Source organism: Falsiroseomonas sp. CW058, from assembly GCF_050563535.1.
Lineage (GTDB): Bacteria > Pseudomonadota > Alphaproteobacteria > Acetobacterales > Acetobacteraceae > Falsiroseomonas.
The window spans coordinates 86,303-111,506 of record NZ_JBNXUO010000006.1; the positions used below are offsets into that span (position 1 = coordinate 86,303).

Here is a 25,204-nt window from a genome sequence, read left to right on the forward strand (position 1 = left end):
CAGGATGAGCGGACTCAAGGCGGCCCTGCTGGGCACGGCGGTGGCGGTTGTCGCGGCGGGTGGCGCGCTGGCGCAGACGGCGCCGACGCTGCGGGTGGGCATGGCGGCGCAGGATGTCGGCCGGCTCGACCCGCATTTCGCGGTCTCCACGATCGACCGCGTGATCGTCGCCTGGATGTTCAACGGGCTGGTGCGTTTCAAGCCCGGCTCCATCGACCCCTCCGAGATCGAGCCCGACCTGGCGGAGCGCTGGGAGACGAGCGCGGACGGCCGGACCTGGACCTTCCACCTGCGCCGCGGCGTGCAGTTCCATGGCGGCTTCGGGGAGCTGACGGCCGATGACGTGGTGGCCAGCCTGCGCAAGGCCGGCACCGCCGCCACCTCCGCCTTCTCGGCCGATTTCCGCGCCTTCCAGACGGTGGAGGCGGTGGACCCCTACACCGTCCGCATCGTGCTGAGCGAGAACGTGCCGAGCCTGCTCGGCCTGCTGACCAACTACTCGGGCGGCTTCATCGTCTCCCGCCGGGCGGTGGAGCAGCGGGGCGCGGAATTCGCGCGCAACCCCGTGGGCACCGGCCCCTTCGCGCTCGACCGCGTGACGCCGAACCAGAGCGCGGAGCTGGCGGCGCATGCCGGGTATTTCCGCGGCGCGCCGCAGCTCGGCCGCGTCAGCTACCGCTTCATCCCGTCCGACGCGTCGCGCGACCTCGCCTTCCAGAACCGCGAGCTGGACGTGAACTACGGCCGCGCGGACCAGACCTGGATCAACCGCACCCGCCAGGTGCCGAACACGGTGGTGGACGTGTTCGAGCCGGGTGAGCTTGCGATCCTCAACCTCAACACGCGCCAGCCGCCCTTCAACGACATCCGCGTGCGCCAGGCGGTGGCGCATGCGATCAACCGGGCGGAGCTGGTGCGCTTCCGCGGCCAGGACGTCGCGCGCGAGGGGCAGAGCCTGGTTCCGCGCGGCTATCTCGGCTTCGCGCAGCAGCAGCTTCCCGCGGCCGACCCGGCGCGCGCCCGCGCCCTGCTGGCCGAGGCGGGGCACCCGAACGGGCTGACCATCCGCATGATCCACACGCAGCTGCCGGAGATGCTGAACATGATGCAGGTGGTGCAGCAGCAGCTGCGCCGGTCCGGCATCACGCTCGACCTCCAGGTGGTGGAGCACGCGACCTTCCACCAGCAGATCCGCCAGGACCTGTCGCCGATGGTCTACTACTCCGCCGCGCGCTTCCCGGTGGCGGACATCTACCTCACGCAGTTCTGGCACGGCCGGTCGCGCGTGCAGACGCCGACGGCGGTGACCAACTTCTCCCATTGCGACCAGGCGGACGCACAGATCGACCGCGCGCGAGTCAGCACCGACATCAACGAACAGCGCCGGCTCTGGGCCGAGGCGCAGCAGATCCTGGTGCAGAATGTCTGCGGCGTGCCGCTGATCGAGACGCTGCTGGTCTTCGCGCGGCGGGACAACGTGGACTACGGCTATGAGCTGAAGGGCTCGATGAGCCTCGGCCCGATGATCACCGAACGCACGCGGATCAGGTAGGTGGCGGGCTTCGTCGCGCGCCGCATCCTGGCCGCCGTGCCGACGCTGCTGGCGGTGCTGACGCTCGTCTTCGTCATCGTCCGCATCGTCCCCGGCGACCCGGCGCTGGTGATCCTGGGCGACCAGGCGACGCCGGAGGCGGCGGCGGCGCTGCGCGGGCGGCTCGGCCTCGACCGGCCGCTGTGGGAACAGTACGTGTCCTTCATCGGCTCCGCGCTGGTGGGGGATTTCGGCAATTCGCTGGTGACCAGCCGGCCGATCCTGGCGGAGGTCGCGGCTGTGCTGCCGCACACCATCGACCTGACGCTGGCCGCGATGGTGTTCGGCATCGTCGTCGGCGTGCCGGTCGGCATCTGGGCGGCGCTGCACCGCAACGGCGTGATCGACGTGGCGGCGCGCATCCTGTCGCTGATCGGGCTGTCCTTCCCGGTCTTCGTCTCCGGCATCTTCCTGCTGCTGGCCTTCGCGCTGCACTGGCGGGTCTTCCCGGTGATCGGCAGCGCCAACCTGGATGACTACGGCGACCGGCTGCACAAGCTGATCCTGCCGGCCATCACGCTCGGCCTCGTCATGGCCGCCTACATCACGCGGGTGACGCGCAGCGCCATGCTGCAATCCCTGGGCGAGGACTACATCCGCACCGCCCGCGCCAAGGGCGTGCCCTGGCGGCGCGTGGTCTGGGTGCACGGGCTGCGGAACGCGTCGATCCCGATCGTCACAGTGGTTGGGCTCTATGTCGGCATCCTGATCGGCAATTCGGTGCTGACCGAGATCGTCTTCAACCGCCCCGGCCTCGGCAAGATCATCGTCGGCGCGCTGAACCAGCGCGACTACACGATGCTGCAGGGGCTGATGGTGATCTACTGCTTCCTGATCGTGGTGGTTAACATCGTCACGGACCTGCTCTACGGCGTCATCGACCCGCGGGTGAAGGCGGAATGAGTGGCGCCTCGGACATCGTGGCCCCGCCCGCGCCGTCCTCGCTGAAGCGCGCGCTCGGCAAGGCGCGAAGCAATCCCACCACGATGATCGGCGTGCTGATCTGCGCCGTCATCGTCCTCTCCGCCGTGCTCGCGCCCTGGATCGCGCCCTACGACCCGGCGGACCAGGACATCCTGAACCGGCTGCAGCCTCCCGGCGCCGAATACTGGCTCGGCACCGACCAGTTCGGGCGCGACATCCTGTCGCGCCTGATGTGGGGGGGGCAGATCTCGCTCACCGTCTCCATCGGCGCGATCTTCGCGGCGATGGTGATCGGCGGCGCGATAGGGCTGGTGTCCGGCTATGTCGGCGGGCGGTTCGACCTGCTGGTGATGCAGGTGATGGACGTGCTGCTGTCCTTCCCCTCGCTCATCCTCGGGCTGATCGTGGTGGCGCTGCTGGGGCCGGACCTGGTGAACCTGGTGGTCGCCATCGCGCTGACCGCCATCGCGCCCTTCGCGCGGGTGGCGCGCGCGCCGACCATGGCGCTGAAGGAACGCGCCTTCGTGGAAGCCGGCCGCGCGCTGGGCTTCAGCCACGCGCGCATCCTGTTCCGCCACATCCTGCCCAACATCCTGTCGGAGGTGATGGTGATGGGCACGCTGTGGCTGGCCACCGCCGTCCGGGTCGAGGCGTCGCTGTCCTTCATCGGGCTCGGCGTGAAGCCGCCCACGCCGACCTGGGGCGGCATGACCCGCGACGGGTTCGAGAACATCCTCGACGCCCCCTGGCTCGCGGTCTTCCCGGGCGTCGCGATCCTGCTGCTGGTGCTGGGCCTCAACATGGTGGGCGACGGGCTGCGCGACGCCACGGACCCGAAGCTCCGCAATGAGTGACCCCGTCCTGACCGTCGAGGGGCTGCGCAAGCACTTCGTCACCCGCAAGGGCTTCCCGAAGCCGCGCACCGTCACCGTGCGCGCGGTGGAGGACGTGTCCTTCCGCATCCACCCGGGAGAGGCTTTCGGGCTGGTCGGCGAATCGGGCTGCGGCAAGTCCACCGCCGCCCGCGCCCTGCTGCGCCTGATCGAGCCCGATGCCGGCCTCATCCGCTGGAAGGGCCAGGACGTGATGGCGGCGCGCGGGGCGGAGCTGAAGGCGTTGCGGCGGCGCATGCAGATCGTCTTCCAGGACCCCTATTCCTCGCTCGACCCGCGGCAGTCCATCGGCTCCGCGCTGATGGAGCCGATGCGCGTCCACGGCATCGCCGAGGGCGCGGAGGCCCGTCGCCGCGCCGGCGCGCTGCTGGAGGAGGTGGGGCTGCCGCCCGCCGCGCTCGACCGCTTCCCGCACGAGTTCAGCGGCGGCCAGCGCCAGCGCATCGGCATCGCCCGCGCGCTGACCGTGGAGCCGGAGCTGATCGTGGCGGACGAGCCCGTCAGCGCGCTCGACGTCTCGGTCCAGGCGCAGGTGCTGCTGCTGATGCAGGAACTGCGCCGGCGCCGCGGCCTGGCCTTCCTGTTCGTCAGCCACGACCTGTCGGTGATCCGCTGGTTCTGCGACCGGGTTGCGGTGATGTATCTCGGTCGCATCGTGGAGGAGGGGCCGGCGGCGCGCGTGCTGGCCGACCCGATGCACCCCTATGCGCAGATGCTGCGCGACGCCTCGCCCCTGCCGGACCCGTCCCGCCGCGGCGTGCTGCCGCGAATCCTGGGCGAGATCCCCTCCGCCGCGAACCCGCCGCCGGGCTGTCCCTTCCACCCCCGCTGCGTCCACGCCATGCCCCGATGCTCGCAGGTCATGCCGCGCTGGACGGCCGCCGCGGGCGAAGGGCAGGGCGGGGTCGCCTGCCACCTGCACGGATGATGTTCCCCACCCTCTTCTCCCCGATCACGCTGGCGGGCCAGCGCCTTCGCAACCGCATCGGCTTCGCCGCCATGTCCACCCGCTTCCCGGCGGGCGGCCGCGCGACGGACCAGCTGGTGACGCATCTCGCCGCCCGCGCCGCCGGCGGGGCCGCGGTGGTGGTGACGGAGGCGCTCTGCGCCGCGCCCTCGGCGACGCTGCCGGTGCGCATCCACGCCTATGACGACGCCGCCCTGCCGGGGCTGGAGAAGGTGGCCGCTGCCGTCACCCGCCACGGCGCCATCGCCATCGGGCAGCTCTGGCACGGCGGCAGCGCGCATCACGGGCCGCGCGGGCTGGATTCCGTCGGTGCCTCCCCGGTGCCGGACGCCATGTCCTGGACCGTGCCGCGCACGCTGTCCTCCGCCGAGGTGGCGGAACTGGTGCAGGACTACGCCGCCAGCGCGCACCGGCTGCAGCGCGCCGGCTTCGGCGGGGCCGAGGTCTCGGCCGCGCATGGCTTCCTGCCGCTGCAGTTCCTCTCGCCCGTCACCAACCGGCGAGAGGACGCGTGGGGCGGCGACGTGGGCGGCCGCAGCCGCTTCGTGCGGGAGATCATCCGCGCCATCCGGGACCGCTGCGGCCCGGGCTTCATCATCGGCCTGAAGATGCCGGCGGACGACTTCGTGCCGGGCTCGATCGACGTGGCGGAGGCCGCACGGCTCACCGCCGCCATCGTCGCCGATGTGCCGCCGGACTGGCTCTGCCTCAGCCAGGGCAGCCATGGCTGGTCCCTGCACCGCCACGCGCCCGACATGCACGATCCCGTCGCGCCCTATCGCGACATGTGGCGCGCGCTGCGCGCGGCGGCGGGGCCCGTCGCGCTGGCCGCCATCGGCCGCATCGGCGGCCCGCGCATGGCGGAGGAGGTTCTGGCGGCGGGCGACGCCGACCTGGTGATGATGGCGCGCCCGCTGCTGGCCGACCCCTTCTGGCCGGAGAAGGCGGAAGCGGGGCGGGTGGCGGGGATCACGCCCTGCATCCACTGCAACGCCTGTTGGGGCGAGATCCACCGCAACGTGCAGGTCGGCTGCTCCGTCAACCCGCATGTTGGCACGCCGCGCGACCTTTCGCCCGCCGTGCCCCGCGCCATCCACGGCAGGCGCGTGGTCGTGGTGGGGGCGGGCGTCGCCGGGCTGAAGGCCGCGACGGCCGCGGCGGAACGCGGCCACCGCGTGACGCTGCTGGGTGCTGCCGTCGAACCGGGCGGCGCGGCCGCGCTGCATGCCCGCCTGCCCGGCGCGGCCGATGTGGGGCGCGCCGTCGCCCATTTCGCGCGCCGCGCCCGCGAAGCGGGGGTGGAACTGCGGCTCGGCGCCGCGGTGGATGCCGCGGGCGTGCTGGCGCTCGGGCCGGATGCCGTGGTGCTGGCGACCGGCGCCGCCATGGCGCCCCCCGCTGGCTTCGCCGATGCCGATGGCACGGCGCGGGACATCCGCAGCGCCTGCGCCGCGCTGCTGGCCGACCCCGGGGCGGGCGGGCCACTGGCCGTGCTGGTCGACCTCGACGCGACGCCCGCGACCTACGACGCCGCCGAATTGCTGGCCGCCCGCTTCGGCCGGGTGGTGCTGGCGACCCCGCGGGAGGTGATCGCGCGCGACAGCCCGGTGATCGTCGCGCAGGGCATCCACCGGCGGCTGACCGGCCTCGGCGTCGAGGTCCTGACCTGCCGCGAGGCGGTGGCGCTGCGCGGCGGCAGGCTGGTGCTGCGCCATGTGTTGACCGGCGCGGAGGAGGCGATCGCGGATGTCACGCTCCTCGCCTGGTCCGGTCCGCGCGTGCCGCGCGATGCGCTGGCCGCGCCGCTCCGTGCCGCCGGCATCCCGGTGCGCGCGGTCGGGGACGCGCTGGCGCCGCGGCTGATGCTGTCGGCCGTGCGGGAGGGGCAGGCGGCGGGCGAGGCGATCTGAACGCCGCTACGCCGCGACCTCGCGCGCGACCAAGTGGCGCGCGGCATCCGGCACGCCGTCGCGCACCACCAGTTCCACGATGCGGTCGGGGCGGCTGAGCCCGCGCCGGTGCCGCCAGGCCGCATGGTCGGTCGGCAGCAGCGGCGCGAAGGTGGAAAGCCCGCGGCGTGCCGGCACATGGAGGGTCGAGCCGGAGTTGAAGGGCGCGATCTCCACCCGCGCCGCATGCGCGCCCACCAGGCCCAGCGTGTCGAAGACCAGCACCTCCCGCTCCGTGCCGCGCCGCCGCTCCGCCTCCAGCAGCAGGTCGACGCGCGGCCTGTCCACCCAGAAGAACACGCGGGCGTTCAGGATGCGCAGCCAGTCGGCCGGCGAGAGCCCGTCCTCCAGGCAGGCGGCCAGCTTCCGCTCATCCAGCGGCGCGTTGTTGGTGACCAGCGCCTCGCCATGCAGGGGATGCGACAGCCGCGTGTTGCCAGCGCGACGGCGCGTGGTCAGCGCGATCCGCCGCTCCTCCTCCACCTCGAACAGCGCCAGCAGCGCGGCGGTGGAGAGCAGGCCCATGCGTTCGATCAGCGGCCAGGATCGCGGCGAGGTCACATGGTACAGCCGCGGGTGCAGCCGGGCCAGTTCCTCGGGTGTCAATCCACCCGTGCCCCCGAGATCTCGACCGCCCGCCGCCACTTCTCCAGCTCGGCCCGGTGGAAGGCCGCGGTCGTCGCGGGGTCGGCGCCGGAGATGGTGGCGCCCTGGTCCAGCAGCCGGTCGCGCAGGGCCGGGCGGTTGAGCGAGGTCCGCATCTCCGCCGCCATGCGCTCCACGACCGGGGCCGGCGTGCCGGCGGGGGCGAAGATGATGATCCAGGCCGCGGCGTCGAAGCCCGGCACCGTCTCGGACACCGCCGGCACGTCGGGCAGCTTCGGCGACCTCTCGCGCGAGGTGACGGCGATGGCGCGCAGCTGCCCGCCCGCCAGCAGCCCGGGCAGCGAGGGCAGGCCCTCCACCGCGACCTGCACCTCCCCCCGCATCACCGCCTGCACCGCTTCCGTCCCGCCGCGGAAGGGGACATGGACCATGTCGATCCCCGTCGCCGCGCGCACCAGCTCGATCGCCAGGTGGCTTGTCGCGCCGTTGCCGGAGGAGCCGTAGTTGAGCTGGCCCGGCCGCGCGCGGGCCGCCGCCACCAGGTCGGGCAGGCTGCGGACGGGGCCGTTCGGGTTCACCACCATGACCTGCGGGAAGGAGACGAGGTGGCTGACCGCCACGAAGTCCCGCACCGCGTCATAGGGCAGGGTGCGGAACAGGAAGGGGTTGATCCCCATCGTGCCGGGCGAGCCGACGAGGAAGGTCGTGCCGTCGGGCCGTGCCCGCGCCGCGGCCTCGGTGCCGATGTTGCCCGATGCGCCGGTGCGGTTCTCGACGAAGAACTGCTGGCCCAGCCGCTCCGACATGTCCCCCGCGACCAGCCGCGCGACGACATCGGTGGCGGAGCCGGCGGTGAAGGGGTTGATCAGGCGCACCGGGCGGTCGGGCCAGGGTGCCTGCGCGCGGGCGGCGGCGGGCAGGGCGAGCGCGGCGCCCAGCAGCGTGCGGCGGCGGATCATCGATGGGTCTCCCGGTCGGCTGGTCGGGAAGCACGCGGCGGCGACGCGCTGCTGTCAAGCGCCCATGGCTTGGCAGGCGCCGCGGGGGACGCGATGCTCGGCGCATGGAGCAGACCGAAGTCCTCGTTGCCGGCGCCGGCGCCGCCGGCATGGTGGCGGCGCTTGCCGCGGCGCATCGCGGCGCGCGCGTCGTGCTGCTGGAACGCGACGCGGCGGAGCCTTCGACCTTCGCCACCTCCGGCGGGCTGTTCGCCGCGCCCGGCACGCGCTGGCAGCGCGCGGCGGGGGTGGAGGACAGCCCGGCGCTGTTCGCCGACGACCTGCGCGCCAAGACCGGAGGCACGGTGGACGAAGGCGTGCTGGCCATCGTCGCCACCCATGCGGCGCGGCTGGCGGACTTCCTGGCGGACGGGGTCGGCATCCCGCTGCATCTCTACCAGCGCAGCGCCTGGCCCGGCCATTCGGCGGCGCGGCTGCATGCGACGCCGGGCGAGAGCGGCGCCGAGTTCAACGCGCTGCTGCGCGCGGCCGTCGCGGCCCATCCGGCCATCTCGCTGCGCGACGGCGCCGCGCTGGCCGGGCTGGAGCCCAACGTCGCCGAGGTGTCGGAAGCCGGCGCGCGCCGGCGGATCGCGGCGCGCGGCATCGTGCTGGCGACCGGCGGGCATGGCGGCGATGCCGCGCTGCTCGCGCGAGTCTGCCCGCCGGCGTCGCATGCCGTGCATGTGGGGGGAAAGCTGTCGGACGGCACCGCGGTGCGGCTGGCGGAGCCGCTCGGCGCGGCGCTGGCCTGCATGGATGCCTATCAGGGCCAGCCGCATGTCTCGCCGCATCTGGTGGATGGCGTGCGGCCGCGGCTCGGCGCGGCGCTGCCGGCGCTCGGGGCGGTCATGGTGAACCGGCAGGGCCGGCGCTTCGCGACGGAGGACATGGGGCCATCGGAACTCGCGGGCTTCCTGCTCTCCCAGCCCGGCGGCCGCGCGGTGGAGATCTGGGATGCGGCGGCGCAGGACGCCGCGATGGCGGGCGGCCCCTTCCGGCGCGCCGTGGAACTCGGCGCGGTGCGGCGCTTCGACGACGTGGCGGCGCTGGCCGCCGCCTTCGCCCTGCCCGCGGCGACGCTCGCCGCCACGCTGGCCGAGGCCGCGGCCTGCGCCCGTGGCGAGGCGGCAGACCCCTTCGGCCGCCGCGCCTGGCGCGCGCCGCTCTCGCCCCCCTTCCACGCGGCGGAGGTGACGGGCGCGCTGGCGCATACCCAGGGCGGGCTGGCGGTGGACGACCGGGCGCGGGTGCGCCGGGCGGGGGGCGGCGTGCTGCCCTGGCTGTTCGCGGCGGGCGGGGCGGCCTGCGGCATCTCGGGCCGCGGCGCCTCGGGCTACCTGCCCGGCAACGGGCTGTCGCAGAGCTTCGTGCTGGGGATGGTGGCGGGCGAGGCGGCGGCGGCGTTGCGTTAGGGGCGAGCGGCGCGGCCTTCACCGGCCGCCCCCCCCGGCGCGTCAGCAGTTCGGGCAGGTCATCAGCGGGAAGCCGTGCTCCTCGCACATCGCGACGCCGCTGCCCTGCACCGGCAGGTTGCGCGGCGGCGGCGTGGTGGCGGGGGCGCCGTTCAGGTTCACCTTGGCATCGCCCAGCGCCCGGTTCAGCAGGCGGAGATAGGCGACGATGTCCGTCGGTTCCCATCCCGTCCGCTTCGAGAAGAAGTCCACCGTCGGCAGGAACTGCGCCTTGGTCCCGAGATTCTTCACTGTCAGGTGGCTGTCAGACCCGCCGGCGCGCAGCGCGCGGATCACGGTGGTGGAGCAGTTCTTCTTGATGCTGTGGTACGACGCCTTCTCGACCGCGTAGCCGGTCCACCACCGCCCGATCGCGTCGGTGTTCAGCACGCCGTTGGCGATCTCGCACACCATGTCGGCCTGCCGGCCTTCCGCCTGCACGTCCTGCAGGTAGCTGGTGTGGCAGCGGTGCCGGACCTTGTAGATGTTGGTGGTGCCGATGACCTTGCCGAGGAAGGCGGCAAGCTTCGGGTTCTTCGACTTGTCCACCATGTATTGCCGGTTCTCGCTTTCCGGCCACCATGAGATGTAGGCACCACCTTCCACCTGGATCGCGGAATGGCCCCAGGCGGCCCCTTCGCCGCCCCGGACATGGTTCCAGTTGTAGACCCAGACCTTCCCCATCGGACGCCCCCGCTTCCGGCCCTGTCGCGCGATGATGCGCGGGGTCAATAAACCACGGGTTGCCCGGGCGGGGGAGGGGTGGGCCACCCTGTCGCGGGACGGCCGTATGGGATATGCGGCCGCGAACCTTCCCGGACCCCCCGCCCCCGATGATCCGCCTCGACAACATCAGCAAGAGCAACGGCCGCCAGATCCTGTTCGTGGAGGCGTCCGCCGCCTTGCAGCGCGGCGAGAAGACCGGCCTGGTCGGGCCGAACGGCGCCGGCAAGACCACGCTGTTCCGCATGATCACCGGCGAGGAGCCGCCCGAGGAGGGGCAGGTCATCGTGGAGCGCGGCACCACCATCGGCTTCTTCAGCCAGGATGTGGGGGAGATGGCCGGCCGCAGCGCGGCGGCGGAGGTGATGGACGGGGCGGGCGACGTCAGCACCGTCGCCGCGGAACTGCGCGAGCTGGAGGCCGCCATGGCCGATCCTGCCCGCGCCGACGACCTCGACGCCGTCATCGAGCGCTTCGGGGAGGTGCAGGCCCGCTTCGAGGAGCTCGGCGGCTATGCGCTGGAGGGGCGCGCGCGGGAGGTGCTGGCCGGGCTCGGCTTCAGCCAGGAGATGATGGACGGCGATGTCGGCGCGCTGTCGGGCGGGTGGAAGATGCGCGTCGCGCTGGCGCGCATCCTGCTGATGCGCCCCGACGTGATGCTGCTGGACGAGCCGAGCAACCACCTCGACCTCGAAAGCCTCATCTGGCTCGAGAACTTCCTGCGCGGCTATGACGGCGCGCTGCTGATGACCTCGCACGACCGCGCCTTCATGAACCGCATCGTCGGCAAGGTGATCGAGATCGATGGCGGCGCGCTGACCAGCTATTCGGGCGACTACGACTTCTACGAGCAGCAGCGCGCCCTGGCCGAGAAGCAGCAGCAGGCGCAGTTCGAGCGCCAGCAGGCGATGCTGGCCAAGGAGATCAACTTCATCGAGCGCTTCAAGGCCCGCGCCTCCCACGCGGCGCAGGTGCAGAGCCGGGTGAAGAAGCTTGAGAAGATCGACCGCGTGGAGCCGCCGCGGCGCCGCCAGAGCGTGTCCTTCGACTTCCCCCCCGCCCCGCGGTCCGGCGACGACGTGGCGACGCTGCGCGGCGTGACCAAGCGCTACGGCGCGCGGGTGATCCACCAGGGGCTCGACCTGCTGGTGCGCCGGCGGGAGAGGATCTGCGTGCTCGGCATCAACGGCGCGGGGAAGTCCACGCTGCTGAAGCTGGTCACCGGCGCGACGGCGCCCGATGCGGGGACGGTGACGCTCGGCGGCAGTGTCAGGCTCGGCTACTTCGCGCAGCACGCCATGGAACTGCTCGACGGCGACCGCACCGTGTTCGAGGCGCTGGAGGATGCGTTCCCCCGCGCCGGGCAGGGCTCGCTCCGCGCGCTGGCGGGCTGCTTCGGCTTCCCGGGCGACGACGTGGAAAAGCGGTGCCGCGTGCTGTCGGGCGGCGAGAAGGCGCGGCTGGTGATGGCGCGGATGCTGTTCGACCCGCCCAACTTCCTCGTGCTGGACGAGCCGACGAACCACCTGGACATGGCGACGAAGGAGATGCTGGTGGCGGCGCTGGCGGCCTATGAGGGGACGATGCTGTTCGTCTCCCACGACCGCCACTTCCTGGCCGCGCTGTCGAACCGCGTGCTGGAACTGACGCCCGAGGGCCTGCACCAGTACGACGGGGGCTACACCGAATACGTCGCCCGCACCGGGCAGGAGGCGCCGGGCCTGCGGAACTGAGGCCGCCCTCTCAGCGTCGGCGCCCGGCCGCCCTGCGCGCCGGCGCCGCCGCCTCCTCAGGCGCCTCCGCCGGGGCGTCGAGGTCCAGCCGGTCCAGGCTGGCGCGCCAGGTGGTGGCCCAGCCCCGCGCCGCGCCGCCGCGGCAGCGCAGCAGGTCGAGCTGCCAGCGCGGGTCGCCCAGCGCCCCCGCGCCCGCCCCCTGGCTCGGCAGGGCGGAGACGCGCCAGGAGGTCAGCGCCGTCCCCGCCGCCGGCGCATCGCCGTCCGGCCGCAGCAGCAGGCCGAGCGCGCCGCCCGTCCCGGCAGCCAGCTGCAGGCGCCGCGCCGCCGCGGTGTCGATGTCGCGCAGCATCAGCAGCGCGCCCCCGATGGTGGGGCAGCGCAGCGCCTCCTCCATCGCCCAGAGCGCATCGGCCCCCTGCGCCGCCCGCACCAGGACGAGCTGCGCGGGCGGGAGGCCGAAGCGGCCAAGGCCGGACGGCCAGGCTTCCGCTTCCGGCGCGATCCACAGCACCGGGCCGGCGGTGCGGCCCAGCACCATCGCGCAGAAGCCGGCGGCCGCCCCCGGGTCGCCGGCCAGCACCTCATGCAGCCCGGCACGGGCCAGCCCGCCACCCGGCAGGGCGGGGTCGATCCCGGCGGCCAGCGGCACCGCCTCCTGCCCGGCACCGGGCCGCCCGCCACGCGCGGCGCGGGCGCGCAGCGCGGCCAGCAGCGCCTGGCGGTCGAGGGGCGGGCCGTGCGGCGGCCCGTCTGGGCCAGGGGGGAGGGGGGCCGGGGTCATCGCGTGTTCGCAATACGTTCCGGCATGGCCGCCCCCCGCGTCAAGCGGCGCAACCGCCGCCCAGACCTGTCCTGCCCGCGCTGGCGGGGGCGCCCGATCCCTGCATCCCCCGCCGCGCCGCCACGGCATGATCCACTTTCGTGGATCATGCCGTGGCTCTTGTCCGGGCGGCTGATTCACCGCTTCGGCAATTCCGCCTCCGCGGATCTGGCGCTATTCCGTCGCGACCGTGTCGGCCATGCGCGCGCGCCGCCTGCCCATCGGCTTCTCCGGCCCCGTCGTCGTGTCGCGTGCCGTCTGGTGTTCCATCTCGGCATTCAGCTCGCCGCCCAGCAGCACGACGGCGGAGGAGATCCAGATCCAGGTCATGAAGCCCACCACCGCGCCGAGCGAGCCGTAGGTCTCGTTGTAGCTGCCGAAATTCTCGACATACCAGGAGAAGCCGAGCGAGGCCGCGAGCCACAGCAGCGCCGCCACCGCGCTGCCCCAGGTCACCCAGCGCCACCGCGCCTTCGCGCGGCTCGGCCCCCAGCGGTAGAGGCAGGCCAGCACCAGCGCGACGCCGAGCAGCAGCAGCGGCCAGCGCGACAGCTTCAGCAGCCATTCCAGCCGGCCGCCCAGCCCGACGAAGTTCAGCACGACCGGCAGCACGACCACGGCGGCGAGGGCGAGGACGGCGAAGACGATGCCGCCGAGCGTGAACAGCAGCGTCACCAGGGTCAGCCGCACGAAGCTGCGCTTCTCCTTCTCCTCGTAGACGACGTTCAGCGCGTCGAACACGGCCTTGGTGGCCTGGTTCGCGCTCCACAGCGAGAGCGCGAGGCCGAGCAGCGCGCCGAAGCCCAGTGCCGTTTCGGGATTGGAGGCGAGGCGTTTCACCTGTTCCTCGATCAGCTCCATCCCCCCGCCGGGCACGATGCCGGACAGCGCCGCCAGGTGCTGCCCGATCGTCGCGCGGTCCGCCACCAGGCCGTAAAGGGAGACCAGCGCCGCGATCGCGGGGAAGAGCGCGAGCAGCACGTAGAAGGTGACGCCCGCGGCCTCGGTCAGCAGCCGGTCCTCGCTGGCCTGCCACAGCGTGCGCTTCAGGATGCTCCACCACCCCCGCGCCGGGATGTCGCTGGGCTGCGCTGCGTCATGCCCCTTCCCGTCCGGCAGGGCGGCCGCGGGGTCGTGTCCGCCCGGATGGGCGGCGTCGTGCCGGTGCCCGCGGGGCGGGGCGGCAGGCTTCCCTCCGCCTGCTCTCGCCGCCGCGCCGCGCCGCGAGGATCGGCCGGAGCCGAAGGCGAGCAGCGCGGCCATCGCCGCGGCTGCGACCTGCCAGGGGGGGGGGCGTCGTCGGGTCTCCTGCATGGGGGTCTCCTGATGGCGTGATGCGGGCTTCGTGCAGCCGCAACGCGGCGGCGGCGCGCGGGTGCCATCGGGCCGGGAACCTTCCGACACCCGACCGCGCTGTTCCGGCGGGTGCCGCCGGAGGAGCGGGGGATGGATGGCGAAGGCCGCGCCGCGCTGCCGTGGCTGATGCTGGAGTGGCTCGGCGGGCCGGTGCGCCGCGGCGCGCTGGTGGTGCTGTCGACGGGCGCCATCGCGGCGGGCGTGGTGATGGAGGCGCTGCACCCCGCGAACTGGCGCCGCCGCACGCTGCGCCAGGAACTCCGCCGCTCGCTCCGGCAGTCGGTGGCCGGGGGGTTCGGGACCGTCGTCGTCACCGCCGCGCTGGTCGGCTTCGGCATGGTCCACCAGGCGGTGTCCTGGCTGGCCTATGCGGGGCAGGAAGGGCTGACCGGGCGCATCCTGGTGACGGTGCTGGTGCGGGAAGTCGCGCCGGTGCTGGTCGGGCTCATCCTGCTCGGCCGCAGCGGCACCGTCACGGTGGTCGAGTTCGGCGAGACCAAGGCCTCCGGCCAGCTCGGCGTGCTGGAGGTGCAGGGCCTCGACCCCTTCACCCTGCTGGTGCTGCCGCGCGTGGTCGCGATGGCGGTCGCGGGCTTCACGCTCGGCGTCATCTTCCTCGCGGTCGCGGTGGGGGTGGGGTTCCTGACCGGGCAGCTGCTCGGCGCCACCCAGGCCTCCTTCGCGGAATTGCTGTCGAACCTGCTGACCGCGACCGCGGTGGCCGATTTCGTGCTGTTCGCGGTGAAGCTGGTGCTGGCGGGCGGGCTGGTCGCGGTGGTCTGCGCCATCACCGGCATGTCCTCCACGCGCGCCGAGACGCCGTCCCACCTGCTGCCGCGCGGCTTCGTGCGGGGGCTCCTCGCCATCCTCGGCAGCAGCGCCGCCCTCAGCGTCGCCACCGCATGACCGCGGTGCTGGACATCCGCGCGGCCCGGCCGAAGGAGGAGGAGAGCCCCCTCGGCTCCGGGCTCGACCTGCGGCTCGACCCCGGGGAGCTGGCGGTGGTGCGGGCGGAGGATGCGGGGCTGGCGCGCGCGCTCGCGCTGCTCTGCGCCGGGCTGGTGCCGCTCGACGGCGGGGCGGTGCGGTTCCAGGGGCAGGACTGGTCGCAGCTCGGCCGCCGCGCGGCGGAGGCGCTGCGCGCCCGCATCGGCCTCGCCCCCGGCGATGGCGGCTGGCTGCCGCACCTGACCGTGGAGGAGGGCATCCTGCTGCCCCGCCTGCACCACGACCCGACGCCGGAAGCCGATCTCTGCCGGGAGGCGGATGCGCTCTGCCGCCTGTTCGGGCTCGACGGCCTGCCCTCGGCCCGCCCGGCCGAGATGTCGCGCGGCGACCTTGCGCGCGCCGCCTGCGCGCGCGCCTTCCTCGGCCAGCCCGCGCTGGTGATCCTGGAAAGCCCGCTGGACCGGGAGATGGCGGATGCGCTCGCCGACCCCGTGCTGGCGGCGCTGGCGCCGGCGCGCGGCCGCGGCGCCGCGGCGATCTGGTCCACCCGGTCGCGCCGCGCCTGGGAGGAGCCGGGCTTCCCGGCCACGCAGTGGTTCACGCTGGAGGAGGGCGCGCTGCGCGCCGAGCCGCCATGACGAAGGAGGACCGGGTCCGGCTGCGCCACACCGACCGCTGGGTGGGGGCGCTGGTGATCGTGGCGGTGGCGCTGTTCCTCGGCGCGCTGTTCCAGCGCGGGGTGATCCGCGAATGGTTCAACCGCGGCTCCACCCTCATCGTGCTGCTGCCGGAGGAGGGGGTGGCGGGCCTGGCCGTGGGGGCGGAGGCGGAGGTGCTGGGCATCCGCGCCGGCACGGTGCGCCGCATCCTGGTGGACCCGGAACGCCGCATCCGCGCCGAGCTGCGCATCGAGGACCAGGCCAAGCCCTTCATCCGCGCCGATTCCACCGCCGTGGTCCGGCGCCGCTTCGGCGTGGCGGGCCCCGCCTATCTCGACATCCAGCGGGGCGAGGGGCCGCCGCTGCTGTGGGACTACGCCGTCATCGAGGCGACCAGCGAACGCGCACCGACCGAGACGGTGGGCGCGCTGCTGGACGAACTGCAGAAGCGCGTCTTCCCCATCCTCGACGAGCTGCGCGCCGGCACCGCCGCCTTCGCCGCCGCGACGCAGCGGCTGGAACGCGGGGAGGGCACGGTCGGGCGGCTGCTGACGGACGACACGCTGGCGCGCGAGGCGGAAGCCGCGGCGGCCCGCGCCGCCGCCCTGATCGAGACGGTGCAGGGCGCGGCGCGCGATGTGCAGCGGCTGACCACGGCGCTGTCGGGCGGCAACCGGCCGCGCGGACGCGCGGCGCCGCCCGGCACCCTGCCGTCCCTGCTGGCGCGCGCGGACCGGGCCATGGCCTCCGTCGAGCAGGCGACCCGGGACCTGGCGCGCGCCACCCCCGCCCTGCCGCGCGCCGCGCGCAATGTCGAGGAATCGACGGACCCGCTGCCCGCCGTGGTCGTCCAGGCCCAGGAGACGGCGCGGGAGCTGGAGCTGCTGCTGACGCAGCTGCGTGGCCACTGGCTGCTGGGCGGCGCCAGCGCGCCCCCGCCGCCGCGCGCGGTGCCGCGCCCGGCGGTGGAGCGGGTGCGGCCATGAGGTGGCTTGCCGCGCTGCTGCTGCTGGCCGCCTGCGGCGGCCGCGCCGCGCCCGAGGCGGTCGCGCCGCGGGACGAGGTGCTGGAACGCGCGGCGGAAGCGGCGCAGGGCGCGCTCGACCTCGACCAGCCGGAAGCCGCCGCGCGGCTCTATGCCCGCGCCCTCACGCGCGCGCGGGAACGCGACGATCCCGCCGCGATCGATTCGATGGCCTTCGGCCAGGCCACTGCCGCGCTGGCCCATGGCGATGCCTCCGGCGCGCTGGCGGTCGCGCAGGAGGTGCGGGCCGCACTGGCGCGCCGCGGCCGCGGGGCCTCGGCGGGGCTGCTGCTGGCCGAGGCGACGGCGCAGTTCCGCCTCGGCCGGCTGGACGAGGCGCAGCGGCTCGGCCGCGTCGTTGCGGCGCGGGGCGAGGCGCCGGACGCCCAGCGCCGCGCCTGGTTCCTGCTGGGCCTCGTCGCCGGCGCGCGGGGCGACGCCGCCGGCGTCGCGACCGCGCGCGCCGCGCTGGGCGAGGCCGCGCAGCCCGCCTTCCGCGCCGACATCGTGGAGCTGGAGGCCGTCTCCGCCCTGCTGCGCGGCGATGCCGGCTTCGCCGCCGCGCGGGCCGAGACAGCGGCGGGGCTGCGCCAGGCCGCCATCGACTATCGCGGCCTGTCGCGGGCGCTGGCCCTGCAGGGCGCGGCGCTGGCGCGGCTGGGCGAGGCGGACCGCGCGGCGGACCTGCTGCTGCGCGCCGGCCGTTCCGCCGCCGAACGGGGCGAGCGGCCCGACGCCCGGCTGTGGCTGGCCGAGGCCGCGCGGCTCGGCGCCGGGCGGCCGGACCTCCAGGCCGCCATCCGCCAGGTCCGCCTCTCGGACGATTAGGGGTCGGTGCCGTGCAGCCACGCGGCGGCTGCCGCGTTGCGCCGCGCATGGACGACGACATGCTCGACTGCCTCGTGATCGGCGGCGGCCCGGCCGGGCTGACCGCCGCGCTCTACCTCGCCCGCTTCCGCCGCCGCGTGGCGGTGGTGGATGGCGGGGAGCCACGCGCCGCCTGGATCCCCACCAGCCACAACATCGCCTTCTTCGCCGACGGCATCCCGGGGCCGGAGATCCTGGCACGCCAGCGCGCCAGCCTCGAACCCTACGGGCTGCGCGTGACGCAGGCGCGCATCGCCGCGCTGCGGCGGGACGGGGAGGGGTTCTTGGCCGAGCCGGAGCAGGGCGCGCCGATCCGCGCGCGGCATGTGCTGCTGGCCACCGGCGCGGTGGATGTGGAGCCCGACCTGCCCGACCTGCCGGATGCCGTCCGCCGCGGCCTGGTGCGCTACTGCCCGGTCTGCGACGGCTTCGAGAGTCGCGGGCAGCGCATCGCGGTGATCGGCCATGGCGCGCGCGGCGCGGGGGAGGCCGCCTTCATCGCGCGGACCTATTCGGACGACGTGACGCTGCTGACGCTGGGCCAGCCGATGGACCTGGACGAGCCGACGCGCGCGAGGCTGGAAGGGCTGCGCGTGCGGATCGTGGAGCAGCCGGTGGTCGGGCTCGACGAGCAGGACGGGCGGATCGCGGCGGTCCGCGTCGGCGGGCAGGAGATGCGCTTCGACATCCTCTACTCCGCGCTCGGCCTGCGCTACCGCACGGACCTCGCCCGGCAACTCGGCGCCGAGCATGACGAGGCCGGGGCGCTGCGCGTGGATGCGGGGATGCAGACGACGGTGAAGGGGCTCTACGCCGCGGGCGACATCGTGGCGGGGCTCGACCAGATCGTGGTGGGCATGGGCCACGCCGCCATCGCCGCGACGCGCATCCACAACCGATGCGGACTGCCGACCGAGGACGAGGGCTAGCCGCCCCATCCGCGGAGGCGGAATGGCCGGAGCGGCGGTCAACCGCCCCGGATCACCGCGCGGATGGCGAAGGCGGACTGGATGCGCGCCACGCCGGGCATGCGCGACAGCGCCTCCTTGTGGATGCGTTCGTAATCCGCGGCGTCGCGCGCCTCGACCCGCAGCAGGTAGTCGGCGATGCCGGTCATCAGGTAGCACTCCCGCACCTCCGGGCATTTCCGCACCGCCTCCTCGAAGCGGCGAAGGTGGTCGTCGGTCTGCCGCTCCAGCGTGATCTGCACGATCACCACGACGAGGTCGCGCGGCGGCGGGTCGTCCACCACGACGGTGTAGCCCCGGATGGTGCCGTCCCGTTCCAGCAGGCGCAGCCGGCGCAGGCAGGCCGAGGGCGAGAGGCCCACGGCCGCGGCCAGCGCCGCATTGGGCATCCGCCCGTCCTGGCGGAGGTGGCGGATGATCGCGCGGTCGATGTCGTCCATGCGTCGATCCTGCCATTTCCTCGCAGATCATGCGAATGCCACGCTCCGTCAGGCATGACCTGCGCCGCTTCCGCGTGAAATTCGCACATCCGGCCGCCTATCCTCATGCCGGTTCCAACCCGGGGAGGCAGCGATGCGCGTGGTGGTGCTCGGCAGCGGCGTGGTCGGCGTGACCAGCGCCTGGTACCTGGCCCGCGCGGGCCACCAGGTGACCGTGCTGGACCGCCAGCCGGCGCCGGGGATGGAGACGAGTTTCGCGAATGCCGGCCAGGTCTCGCCCGGCTATTCCGCCCCCTGGGCCGGCCCCGGCATCCCGGTGAAGGCGCTGAAGTGGCTGATGATGCGCCACCGCCCGCTGGTGCTGTGGCCGCGGCTGGAAGGCGGGCTCTATGCGTGGCTTGCGAAGATGCTGGCCAACTGCACGGACACCGCCTACGGCGTGAACAAGTCCCGCATGGTGCGGCTGGCCGAGTATTCGCGCGACTGCCTGCGCGACCTGCGCGACGAGACGGGCATCGCCTACGACCAGCGCATGAAGGGCACGCTGCAGTTGTTCCGCACGCAGAAGCAGCTGGACGGCATCGGCGCCGACACGCGCGTGCTGGAAGCCTTCGGCGTGCCGCACGCGCTGCTCGACCCCGCCGGCTGCGTCGCGGCGGAACCGGCGCTCGGCCTCGTGCCCGGCCGGTTCGTGGGCGGCCTGCGGCTGCCGGGGGACGAGACGGGGGACGCGCATCTGTTCACCCAGCGCCTGGCCGGGTTGGCCGCCGCCATCGGCGTGGAGTTCCGCCAGGGCGTCACCGTGCGGGCGCTGGCCACGGAAGCCGGCGCGGTCACCGGCGTGGTGACCGACCGGGGCGTGGTGACGGCCGACCGCTACGTGGTCGCGATGGGCAGCTACACGCCCGCGCTCCTGCGCCCGCTTCGCGTGCATGTGCCGGTCTATCCCGTGAAGGGCTATTCGCTGACGCTGCCGGTGGAGGACGAGGCCGGCGCGCCGGTCTCCACGGTGATGGACGAGACCTTCAAGGTCGCGATCACCCGGCTTGGCGACCGCATCCGCGTCGGCGGCACGGCGGAACTGGCCGGCTTCTCGCTCCGGCTCCGCCGGCCGCGGCGGGAGACGCTGGCGCACAGCGTGACGGACCTGTTCCCGCGCGGCGGCGACGTGGCGAAGGCGAGCTTCTGGACCGGGCTCCGCCCGATGACGCCGGACGGCACGCCGGTGGTCGGCCCGACGCGCTACGCGAACCTGTTCCTCAACACCGGGCATGGCACGCTGGGCTGGACCATGGCCTGCGGGTCGGGGCGGCTGCTGGCGGATCTCGTCACCGGCCGCGCGCCCGACATCGCGCATGACGACCTGGCCATCGGGCGCTACGCGGCCGCGTAGCGCAAGGCGGGGCGTTCAGCCGCGGGGCAGGGCGCCGAGATGGCGGTCCACGAAGTCCAGCCGGTCCTGGCCCCAGAAGATCTCCCCACCGATCACGTAGCTCGGCGCGCCGAAGACGCCGCGCGCCAGCGCCGCCTCGCTGTCCGCCCGGCGCAGCGCCGCCCAGCGCGGCTGTTCCGCCAGGGCCAGCAGCGCCGGCGCGTCGAGCCCGGCTTCCGCCGCCAGGCGGGCGAGCGTCGCGCGGTTGCCGGGGTCCTGCTCCTCCTCCCACAGCGCCTTGAGGATGCGGTGGGCGAGGGTGGTGGCCGCCGCGTCGCCCGCCGTCTCCCGCGCCGCGATGACGCAGGCGGCGGCGAAGGCCTCGTCGAAGGGATAATGGCGCGGCGCCAGCACGAGCGGCCGGCCGAGCAGGTCGCGCCAGCGCCGCAATTCCTGCATGCGGTAGGCCTGGCGCTGCGGGCTGCGCTTCGGCAGCGGCAGCCCGCCGGAAGCGGGGAAGATCGTGCCGCCGAAATCGCAGGGATGCACGCGCAGCACCGCGCCGTGCCGCGCCGCGATCGCCTCGATCCGCGCGGCGCCGAGATGCGTCCACGGGCTGTTCAGCGAGATGAAGCAGTCGATCCGCATGGCTCAGCTCCGCAACGGGATCACGCGGTCGAGGCGGCAGCGCACCGCCTCGCCAGGGGCGAAGGCATGCACGGCGGCGGGGGTGACGACGAAGATGGTGCCGGCCGGCGTCTCGATCTCGTATTCGCGGGTCTGGCCGAGGAAGGCGGCGCGGCCGATCCGGCCGGGCAGCCCCTCGCCATCGGGCGCGAGCGTGACCGCTTCCGGCCGCACCGCCAACTGCGCGGGGCCGGGCGGGTGGTCGCGCATCGCGGTCGCCAGCTCCACGCCGCCGAGCGCGACGCGGCCGGGGCCCAGCACCTCGCCGGCCAGCACATTCGCCTCTCCCATGAAGTCGGCGATGAAGGCGTCGGCGGGGTCCTCGTAGAGCGCGTTCGGCGTGCCCATCTGCGCGATCCGCCCCGCCCGCATCACGCAGACCAGGTCGGACACCGCCAGCGCCTCCTGCTGGTCATGGGTGACGTAGACGACGGAAAGGCCGAGCCTGCGCTGCAGGTCCCGGATGTCCTCCCGCACGCGGCGGCGCAGCCGGGCGTCGAGGTTCGACAGAGGCTCGTCGAACAGCAGGACCTGCGGGCGCAGCACCAGCGCGCGCGCCACCGCCACCCGCTGCTGCTGCCCGCCCGAGAGTTCGGACGGCAGTCGCTGGCCGAGCCCTTCGAGGCCGAGGGTCTTCAGCATGGCCAGCGCCTCGGCTTCCGCCGAGGCCTTGCGCGCGCCGCCCACCAGCAGGCCGTAGGACACGTTCTCCAGCACGTTCATGTGCGGGAACAGCGCATAGGACTGGAACACCATCGCGATCCGGCGTTCGGCGGCGGCAAGCGCGGTGACGTCGCGGCCCTCGATCTCGATGCGGCCCGCGCTCGGCAGTTCCAGGCCGGCGACCAGGCGCAGCGTGGTGGTCTTGCCGCAGCCCGAGGGGCCGAGCAGCGTCACCAGCGCGCCGCGCGGCAGCGCGAAGGACACCTCGTCCACCGCGCGGACGGCGCCGAAGGCCTTGGTGACGCCGTCGAAGCGGATCGCAGCATCCGTCATGTCCGTCAGGCCCCCGCCCGCATCGGCGCCGCCGGGCGCCGGCCGATCTGCGCGCGGCCGACCAGCTTCTCGATCGCCAGCACGACGGCCAGCATGATGACGATCAGCACCGTGGAATAGGCGATAGCCAGCGCCATCTCCCCCGCCTCCACGCGGCCGACGATGTAGACGGTGGCCAGGTTGTGCCGGGCCGAGACGAGGAAGATCACCGCCGAGACGGCGGTCATCGCATGGACGAAGCTGAAGGCCAGCGCGGTGACGATGGCCGGGCGCAGCAGCGGCAGCACGACCCGCCGCAGCGTGGCCAGCGCCCCGCCGCCCATCGTCGCCGACGCCTCGTCGAGCGAGCGGTCGATCTGCGCGAGCGCGGCAAGCCCGCCGCGCACGCCGATCGGCAGGTTGCGGAAGACGAAGCAGATGACAAGGATCAGCGCCGTCCCGGTCAGCTCCACCGGCGGCACGTTGAACGCCATCACGTAGGACACGCCGACCACGGTGCCGGGGATGGCGAAGGACAGCATCGTCATGAATTCCAGCGTCCGGCGCCCCGTGAAGCTCTGCCGCGCGATCAGCCAGGCCATGAGGATGCCGAGCCCCGCGGTCAGCGGCGCGGACAGCGCCGCGACCCCGATCGTGGTGAACAGGCTGTCCCAGGCCGAGCCGCGGAAGGCAGGGCCGCCCTGCCATTCCACCTCGAACGCCGTCAGGATGTGGCGCCAGGTGAAGCTGAGGTCGCCGCGGCCGATGTCGTGCACGAAGCCGCCCACCAGGATGATGCCGTAGACCGCCAGCGTGAAGGTCATCCACGGCCAGACCACCAGCGCGCAGGACAGCTTCAGCCCCTTCGGCAGCGGGGCGTGGACGCCGCTGTCGCCCTTGCCGGTCACGGTGGTGTAGCGCCGCCGGCCCAGCCACCAGGCCTGCAGCGCGAAGGCGCCGAAGGTCAGCGCCAGCAGCAGCAGCGCCAGCGCCGCGGCGCGGCCGGGGTCGTGCCGCGCGCCGGCGATGGCGAAGAAGATGCGGGTGGACAGCACGTCGAAGTCGCCGCCCAGCACCAGCGGGTTGCCGAAATCGGCCAGGCTCTCCACGAAGCCCAGCAGGAAGGCGGCCGCCAGCGCCGGCTTCAGCAGCGGCCAGGTGACGGACCGGAACACCTTGAAGCGCCGCGCCCCCATGGTGGAGGCCGCTTCCTCGAGGCTCGGCGAGATGGCGCGCAGCGCGCCGTCCAGCAGCATGAAGGCGATCGGCGCCTGCGCCAGCACCTGCGCCAGCAGAACGCCCGGCAGGCCGTAGATCCAGCGGCTGCGCGGGATGTCGAACCAGGTCCACAGCCAGCCCGTGACGATGCCGGTGCGCCCGAACAGCACGATCAGCGCCATCGCCACCACGAAGGGCGGCGTGATCAGCGGCAGGATCGTCATGGCGCGGAACAGCGCCCCGCCGCGCTGCCCGCCGCGCGCCGCCATCAGCGCGAAGGCGAGGCCGAGCAGGGTGGAGAGCAGGCCGGTCAGCGTCGCCAGCAGCAGCGTGTTCCACACCACCCCGCAGCCCTGGTGGGTGGACAGGCAGGCGAGGCTCCAGGCCTCGGGCGCGGTGACGCGCGCGGCCAGCGCATCGGGGGCGAAGCGGTCGCCGTCATAGATGGCGGCGCCGAGGATGGTCAGCAGCGGCGCGAAGACGAACACCGCCAGCAGGAAGGCCCCGCCGGTGACGAGGAAGGCGATGAAGGCATCCGCCCCGAAGCTGCCGCGGGCCGCCAGCCCGGCGGAAAGCAGGCCGATGCCGCCCGCCAGCACCATCAGCGCCCCCCAGCCGAGCGCGGGCTGCGGCGCGGGCGCGCCGAGAACGGGCGCCAGCCATGACCAGTTCAGCCCGCGCAGCCCGACCGCGTAGCCAGACAGGAGGACCCAGGCGACGATGCCGAAGCCGCAGAGCGCCAGCAGCGTCCCGGCCGCGCGCCCGCGCAGCAGCGGCGGCGCGGCCAGGGCCAGCAGCGCGGCGACCGGCCAGAGCCACCACCGCGCGCCGCCCGCCAGCAGCAGGATGAGCGGCGAGGCCGCGCCGCCCGGCCAGGCCGACAGGTCGGCAAGGCCGCCCTCCAGCCCGTGCCAGGGGGCGAGCAGCAGGCCGAGCGCGGCGAGGGCCAGCGCCGCGCGGCCCAGCGGGACGGCACCCAAGGCCTGCTACCGCGCGCCGGCGCGGACCTCGCGTTCCCAGCGCGTGATGATGCGCGTCCGCTCCTCCGCGCTGCCCCAGCGGGCGAAGTCGTAGTCGATCATGCGGATGTTCTCGAAGCGCGGGGCCTGGGGCGGGATCGGCGCGTTGCGGTTCGACGGCAGCTGATAGGCGGTGGCCTGCGCGCCGATCGCCTGCGCCTCGGCCCCCAGCGCCCAGTCGTAGAAGCGACGGGCGTTGTCGAGGTTGCGCGCGCCGCGGATGATCGACATGGAGCCGATCTCGTAGCCCGTGCCCTCGCAGGGGCCGACGATCTCGACCGGCGCGCCGGCCACCTTCTGCGCCACCGCGTCGTGCAGGAAGGTGATGCCCACCAGCGTCTCGCCCGTGGCGGCGGCGCGGGCCGGCGCGGCGCCGGAGCGGGTGTACTGGTTCACGTTGCGATGCAGCGCGCGGAGATAGGTGAAGGCCGGCTCCTCCCCCATCACCTGCACCAGCGTGGCCAGCATGGTGTAGGCGGTGCCGGAGGTGTTGGGATCCGCCACCTGCACCTCGCCCCGGAAGGCGGGTTGCGCCAGGTCGGCCCAGCAGCGCGGGGCGGCGATGCGGCGGCGGTTCAGCTCCGTCGCGTTGTAGGAGAAGCCGAGCGCGCCGGCATAGATGCCGACGGTGCGGAAGCCGGTCTGCTGCGCCTGGCGCACCGCCCAGTCATGCAGCTGGTCCAGCATGGGCGAGCGGTACTCGACCGTCAGATTCTCCTGCGCCGCCTGCATGTGCGGGTCGCCCGTGCCACCCCACCAGATGTCGCCGCGCGGGTTGGAGGATTCGGCGCGGATCTGCGTCATCGTCTCGCCGGAGGAGCGGCGGGTCATCGCCACGCGGATGCCGGTGGCGCGTTCGAAGGCCTGCATCATCGGCCGGCACCACTCCTCCTGCACGGAGCAGTAGACGGTCAGGTTGCCCTGGGCGCGCGCGGCCCCCGGCAGCAGCGCGGCGAGGGCCCCGGCGAACAGGGCGCCGAACAGGCGGCGGGTCTTCATTCTCGTGATCC

General features: G+C 74.0%; 23 protein-coding genes. 13 read left to right on the forward strand and 10 right to left on the reverse strand.

Going from position 1 to position 25,204, the window contains the following annotated elements; all coding sequences use genetic code 11:
* Nucleotides 1–4: 4 nt before the first annotated feature.
* Genes ACK8OX_RS07270 through ACK8OX_RS07290 form a run of 5 tightly spaced genes read left to right on the forward strand, consistent with a single transcriptional unit; the run spans nt 5 to nt 6,285 of the window.
* The gene (locus ACK8OX_RS07270) at nt 5–1,552 is read left to right on the forward strand and encodes an ABC transporter substrate-binding protein (protein ID WP_430663290.1); all 1,548 of its coding nucleotides are present in this window, start codon (nt 5–7) and stop codon (nt 1,550–1,552) included.
* Entirely contained in the window at nt 1,553–2,494 is a 942-nt protein-coding gene (locus ACK8OX_RS07275) for an ABC transporter permease (RefSeq protein ID WP_430663291.1), read from the forward strand.
* Nucleotides 2,491–3,369, forward strand: a complete 879-nt coding sequence (locus tag ACK8OX_RS07280; RefSeq protein ID WP_430663292.1) for an ABC transporter permease — start codon at nt 2,491–2,493, stop codon at nt 3,367–3,369. The genes ACK8OX_RS07275 and ACK8OX_RS07280 overlap by 4 nt, the downstream gene beginning before the upstream one ends.
* Nucleotides 3,362–4,336: an ABC transporter ATP-binding protein gene (locus tag ACK8OX_RS07285; RefSeq protein ID WP_430663293.1), complete on the forward strand. Its 975-nt coding sequence runs from the start codon at nt 3,362–3,364 to the stop codon at nt 4,334–4,336. The genes ACK8OX_RS07280 and ACK8OX_RS07285 overlap by 8 nt, the downstream gene beginning before the upstream one ends.
* On the forward strand, nt 4,333–6,285 hold the full coding sequence (locus ACK8OX_RS07290; protein WP_430663294.1) for an FAD-dependent oxidoreductase: 1,953 nt from the start codon (nt 4,333–4,335) through the stop codon (nt 6,283–6,285). Before ACK8OX_RS07285 ends, ACK8OX_RS07290 begins: the two co-directional genes overlap by 4 nt.
* A 6-nt stretch (nt 6,286–6,291) precedes the next feature.
* On the opposite strand, the gene ACK8OX_RS07295 is transcribed toward ACK8OX_RS07290, so the two are convergent.
* Nucleotides 6,292–6,930 (reverse strand): DUF7002 family protein, encoded by a 639-nt coding sequence (locus ACK8OX_RS07295; RefSeq protein ID WP_430663295.1) that lies wholly within the window; start codon nt 6,928–6,930, stop codon nt 6,292–6,294.
* Nucleotides 6,927–7,889, reverse strand: coding sequence for a Bug family tripartite tricarboxylate transporter substrate binding protein (locus ACK8OX_RS07300; RefSeq protein ID WP_430663297.1), 963 nt, complete (start codon nt 7,887–7,889; stop codon nt 6,927–6,929). The genes ACK8OX_RS07295 and ACK8OX_RS07300 overlap by 4 nt, the downstream gene beginning before the upstream one ends.
* A gap of 104 nt (nt 7,890–7,993) precedes the next feature.
* Between ACK8OX_RS07300 and ACK8OX_RS07305 the strand changes: the two genes are divergently transcribed.
* A complete protein-coding gene (locus tag ACK8OX_RS07305; protein ID WP_430663298.1) occupies nt 7,994–9,343 on the forward strand; it encodes an FAD-dependent oxidoreductase in 1,350 nt (449 codons plus the stop codon).
* A gap of 42 nt (nt 9,344–9,385) precedes the next feature.
* Here the strand turns inward: ACK8OX_RS07305 and ACK8OX_RS07310 are convergent, their stop codons facing one another.
* Nucleotides 9,386–10,066: a hypothetical protein gene (locus ACK8OX_RS07310; RefSeq protein WP_430663299.1), complete on the reverse strand. Its 681-nt coding sequence runs from the start codon at nt 10,064–10,066 to the stop codon at nt 9,386–9,388.
* A 149-nt stretch (nt 10,067–10,215) separates the two neighbouring features.
* On the opposite strand from ACK8OX_RS07310, the gene ACK8OX_RS07315 reads away from it, so the two are divergent.
* Nucleotides 10,216–11,838 (forward strand): ABC-F family ATP-binding cassette domain-containing protein, encoded by a 1,623-nt coding sequence (locus tag ACK8OX_RS07315; protein ID WP_430663300.1) that lies wholly within the window; start codon nt 10,216–10,218, stop codon nt 11,836–11,838.
* A 10-nt stretch (nt 11,839–11,848) separates the two neighbouring features.
* Here ACK8OX_RS07315 and ACK8OX_RS07320 read toward each other — a convergent pair whose 3' ends face one another.
* Both ACK8OX_RS07320 and ACK8OX_RS07325 read right to left on the reverse strand, forming a co-directional pair.
* On the reverse strand, nt 11,849–12,622 hold the full coding sequence (locus tag ACK8OX_RS07320) for an ImuA family protein (RefSeq protein WP_430663301.1): 774 nt from the start codon (nt 12,620–12,622) through the stop codon (nt 11,849–11,851).
* A gap of 213 nt (nt 12,623–12,835) precedes the next feature.
* Nucleotides 12,836–13,975, reverse strand: coding sequence for a YihY/virulence factor BrkB family protein (locus ACK8OX_RS07325; protein WP_430663302.1), 1,140 nt, complete (start codon nt 13,973–13,975; stop codon nt 12,836–12,838).
* Nucleotides 13,976–14,107: 132 nt separating this feature from the next.
* Between ACK8OX_RS07325 and ACK8OX_RS07330 the strand changes: the two genes are divergently transcribed.
* Genes ACK8OX_RS07330 through ACK8OX_RS07350 form a run of 5 tightly spaced genes read left to right on the forward strand, consistent with a single transcriptional unit; the run spans nt 14,108 to nt 18,444 of the window.
* Nucleotides 14,108–14,923, forward strand: a complete 816-nt coding sequence (locus tag ACK8OX_RS07330; protein ID WP_430663304.1) for an MlaE family ABC transporter permease — start codon at nt 14,108–14,110, stop codon at nt 14,921–14,923.
* Nucleotides 14,920–15,603 carry an ATP-binding cassette domain-containing protein gene (locus tag ACK8OX_RS07335; protein ID WP_430663305.1) on the forward strand — a complete coding sequence of 228 codons (684 nt, stop codon included), beginning with the start codon at nt 14,920–14,922 and terminating at the stop codon, nt 15,601–15,603. Before ACK8OX_RS07330 ends, ACK8OX_RS07335 begins: the two co-directional genes overlap by 4 nt.
* On the forward strand, nt 15,600–16,610 hold the full coding sequence (locus tag ACK8OX_RS07340; protein WP_430663306.1) for an MlaD family protein: 1,011 nt from the start codon (nt 15,600–15,602) through the stop codon (nt 16,608–16,610). Before ACK8OX_RS07335 ends, ACK8OX_RS07340 begins: the two co-directional genes overlap by 4 nt.
* Nucleotides 16,607–17,476: a hypothetical protein gene (locus ACK8OX_RS07345; protein ID WP_430663307.1), complete on the forward strand. Its 870-nt coding sequence runs from the start codon at nt 16,607–16,609 to the stop codon at nt 17,474–17,476. Before ACK8OX_RS07340 ends, ACK8OX_RS07345 begins: the two co-directional genes overlap by 4 nt.
* A gap of 47 nt (nt 17,477–17,523) precedes the next feature.
* Nucleotides 17,524–18,444 (forward strand): NAD(P)/FAD-dependent oxidoreductase, encoded by a 921-nt coding sequence (locus ACK8OX_RS07350; protein WP_430663308.1) that lies wholly within the window; start codon nt 17,524–17,526, stop codon nt 18,442–18,444.
* Between the two features lie 38 nt (nt 18,445–18,482).
* On the opposite strand, the gene ACK8OX_RS07355 is transcribed toward ACK8OX_RS07350, so the two are convergent.
* Nucleotides 18,483–18,923: an Lrp/AsnC family transcriptional regulator gene (locus ACK8OX_RS07355; RefSeq protein WP_430663309.1), complete on the reverse strand. Its 441-nt coding sequence runs from the start codon at nt 18,921–18,923 to the stop codon at nt 18,483–18,485.
* A 133-nt stretch (nt 18,924–19,056) separates the two neighbouring features.
* Here ACK8OX_RS07355 and ACK8OX_RS07360 point away from each other — a divergent pair, with 133 nt between their 5' ends.
* Nucleotides 19,057–20,316 carry a D-amino acid dehydrogenase gene (locus ACK8OX_RS07360; RefSeq protein WP_430663310.1) on the forward strand — a complete coding sequence of 420 codons (1,260 nt, stop codon included), beginning with the start codon at nt 19,057–19,059 and terminating at the stop codon, nt 20,314–20,316.
* Between the two features lie 15 nt (nt 20,317–20,331).
* On the opposite strand, the gene ACK8OX_RS07365 is transcribed toward ACK8OX_RS07360, so the two are convergent.
* Genes ACK8OX_RS07365 through ACK8OX_RS07380 form a run of 4 tightly spaced genes read right to left on the reverse strand, consistent with a single transcriptional unit; the run spans nt 20,332 to nt 25,193 of the window.
* Nucleotides 20,332–20,943 carry a 2-hydroxychromene-2-carboxylate isomerase gene (locus ACK8OX_RS07365; RefSeq protein ID WP_430663311.1) on the reverse strand — a complete coding sequence of 204 codons (612 nt, stop codon included), beginning with the start codon at nt 20,941–20,943 and terminating at the stop codon, nt 20,332–20,334.
* 3 nt (nt 20,944–20,946) lie between these two features.
* Entirely contained in the window at nt 20,947–21,978 is a 1,032-nt protein-coding gene (locus ACK8OX_RS07370) for an ABC transporter ATP-binding protein (RefSeq protein ID WP_430663313.1), read from the reverse strand.
* A 5-nt stretch (nt 21,979–21,983) separates the two neighbouring features.
* Nucleotides 21,984–24,155 carry an ABC transporter permease gene (locus tag ACK8OX_RS07375; RefSeq protein WP_430663314.1) on the reverse strand — a complete coding sequence of 724 codons (2,172 nt, stop codon included), beginning with the start codon at nt 24,153–24,155 and terminating at the stop codon, nt 21,984–21,986.
* 6 nt (nt 24,156–24,161) lie between these two features.
* Complete coding sequence (locus tag ACK8OX_RS07380; protein WP_430663315.1) at nt 24,162–25,193, reverse strand: ABC transporter substrate-binding protein; 1,032 nt, start codon at nt 25,191–25,193, stop codon at nt 24,162–24,164.
* Nucleotides 25,194–25,204: the final 11 nt, after the last annotated feature.

What these genes read in the sequence shown, in the direction of transcription:
- ACK8OX_RS07270 (WP_430663290.1), top strand. Translation starts at nt 5, where the DNA reads ATGAGCGGACTCAAGGCGGCCCTGCTGGGCACGGCGGTGGCGGTTGTC.
- ACK8OX_RS07280 (WP_430663292.1), top strand. Translation starts at nt 2,491, where the DNA reads ATGAGTGGCGCCTCGGACATCGTGGCCCCGCCCGCGCCGTCCTCGCTG.
- ACK8OX_RS07285 (WP_430663293.1), top strand. Translation starts at nt 3,362, where the DNA reads ATGAGTGACCCCGTCCTGACCGTCGAGGGGCTGCGCAAGCACTTCGTC.
- ACK8OX_RS07290 (WP_430663294.1), top strand. Translation starts at nt 4,333, where the DNA reads ATGATGTTCCCCACCCTCTTCTCCCCGATCACGCTGGCGGGCCAGCGC.
- ACK8OX_RS07300 (WP_430663297.1), bottom strand. Translation starts at nt 7,889, where the DNA reads ATGATCCGCCGCCGCACGCTGCTGGGCGCCGCGCTCGCCCTGCCCGCC.
- ACK8OX_RS07305 (WP_430663298.1), top strand. Translation starts at nt 7,994, where the DNA reads ATGGAGCAGACCGAAGTCCTCGTTGCCGGCGCCGGCGCCGCCGGCATG.
- ACK8OX_RS07310 (WP_430663299.1), bottom strand. Translation starts at nt 10,066, where the DNA reads ATGGGGAAGGTCTGGGTCTACAACTGGAACCATGTCCGGGGCGGCGAA.
- ACK8OX_RS07315 (WP_430663300.1), top strand. Translation starts at nt 10,216, where the DNA reads ATGATCCGCCTCGACAACATCAGCAAGAGCAACGGCCGCCAGATCCTG.
- ACK8OX_RS07320 (WP_430663301.1), bottom strand. Translation starts at nt 12,622, where the DNA reads ATGACCCCGGCCCCCCTCCCCCCTGGCCCAGACGGGCCGCCGCACGGC.
- ACK8OX_RS07325 (WP_430663302.1), bottom strand. Translation starts at nt 13,975, where the DNA reads ATGCAGGAGACCCGACGACGCCCCCCCCCCTGGCAGGTCGCAGCCGCG.
- ACK8OX_RS07330 (WP_430663304.1), top strand. Translation starts at nt 14,108, where the DNA reads ATGGATGGCGAAGGCCGCGCCGCGCTGCCGTGGCTGATGCTGGAGTGG.
- ACK8OX_RS07335 (WP_430663305.1), top strand. Translation starts at nt 14,920, where the DNA reads ATGACCGCGGTGCTGGACATCCGCGCGGCCCGGCCGAAGGAGGAGGAG.
- ACK8OX_RS07340 (WP_430663306.1), top strand. Translation starts at nt 15,600, where the DNA reads ATGACGAAGGAGGACCGGGTCCGGCTGCGCCACACCGACCGCTGGGTG.
- ACK8OX_RS07345 (WP_430663307.1), top strand. Translation starts at nt 16,607, where the DNA reads ATGAGGTGGCTTGCCGCGCTGCTGCTGCTGGCCGCCTGCGGCGGCCGC.
- ACK8OX_RS07350 (WP_430663308.1), top strand. Translation starts at nt 17,524, where the DNA reads ATGGACGACGACATGCTCGACTGCCTCGTGATCGGCGGCGGCCCGGCC.
- ACK8OX_RS07355 (WP_430663309.1), bottom strand. Translation starts at nt 18,923, where the DNA reads ATGGACGACATCGACCGCGCGATCATCCGCCACCTCCGCCAGGACGGG.
- ACK8OX_RS07360 (WP_430663310.1), top strand. Translation starts at nt 19,057, where the DNA reads ATGCGCGTGGTGGTGCTCGGCAGCGGCGTGGTCGGCGTGACCAGCGCC.
- ACK8OX_RS07365 (WP_430663311.1), bottom strand. Translation starts at nt 20,943, where the DNA reads ATGCGGATCGACTGCTTCATCTCGCTGAACAGCCCGTGGACGCATCTC.
- ACK8OX_RS07370 (WP_430663313.1), bottom strand. Translation starts at nt 21,978, where the DNA reads ATGACGGATGCTGCGATCCGCTTCGACGGCGTCACCAAGGCCTTCGGC.
- ACK8OX_RS07380 (WP_430663315.1), bottom strand. Translation starts at nt 25,193, where the DNA reads ATGAAGACCCGCCGCCTGTTCGGCGCCCTGTTCGCCGGGGCCCTCGCC.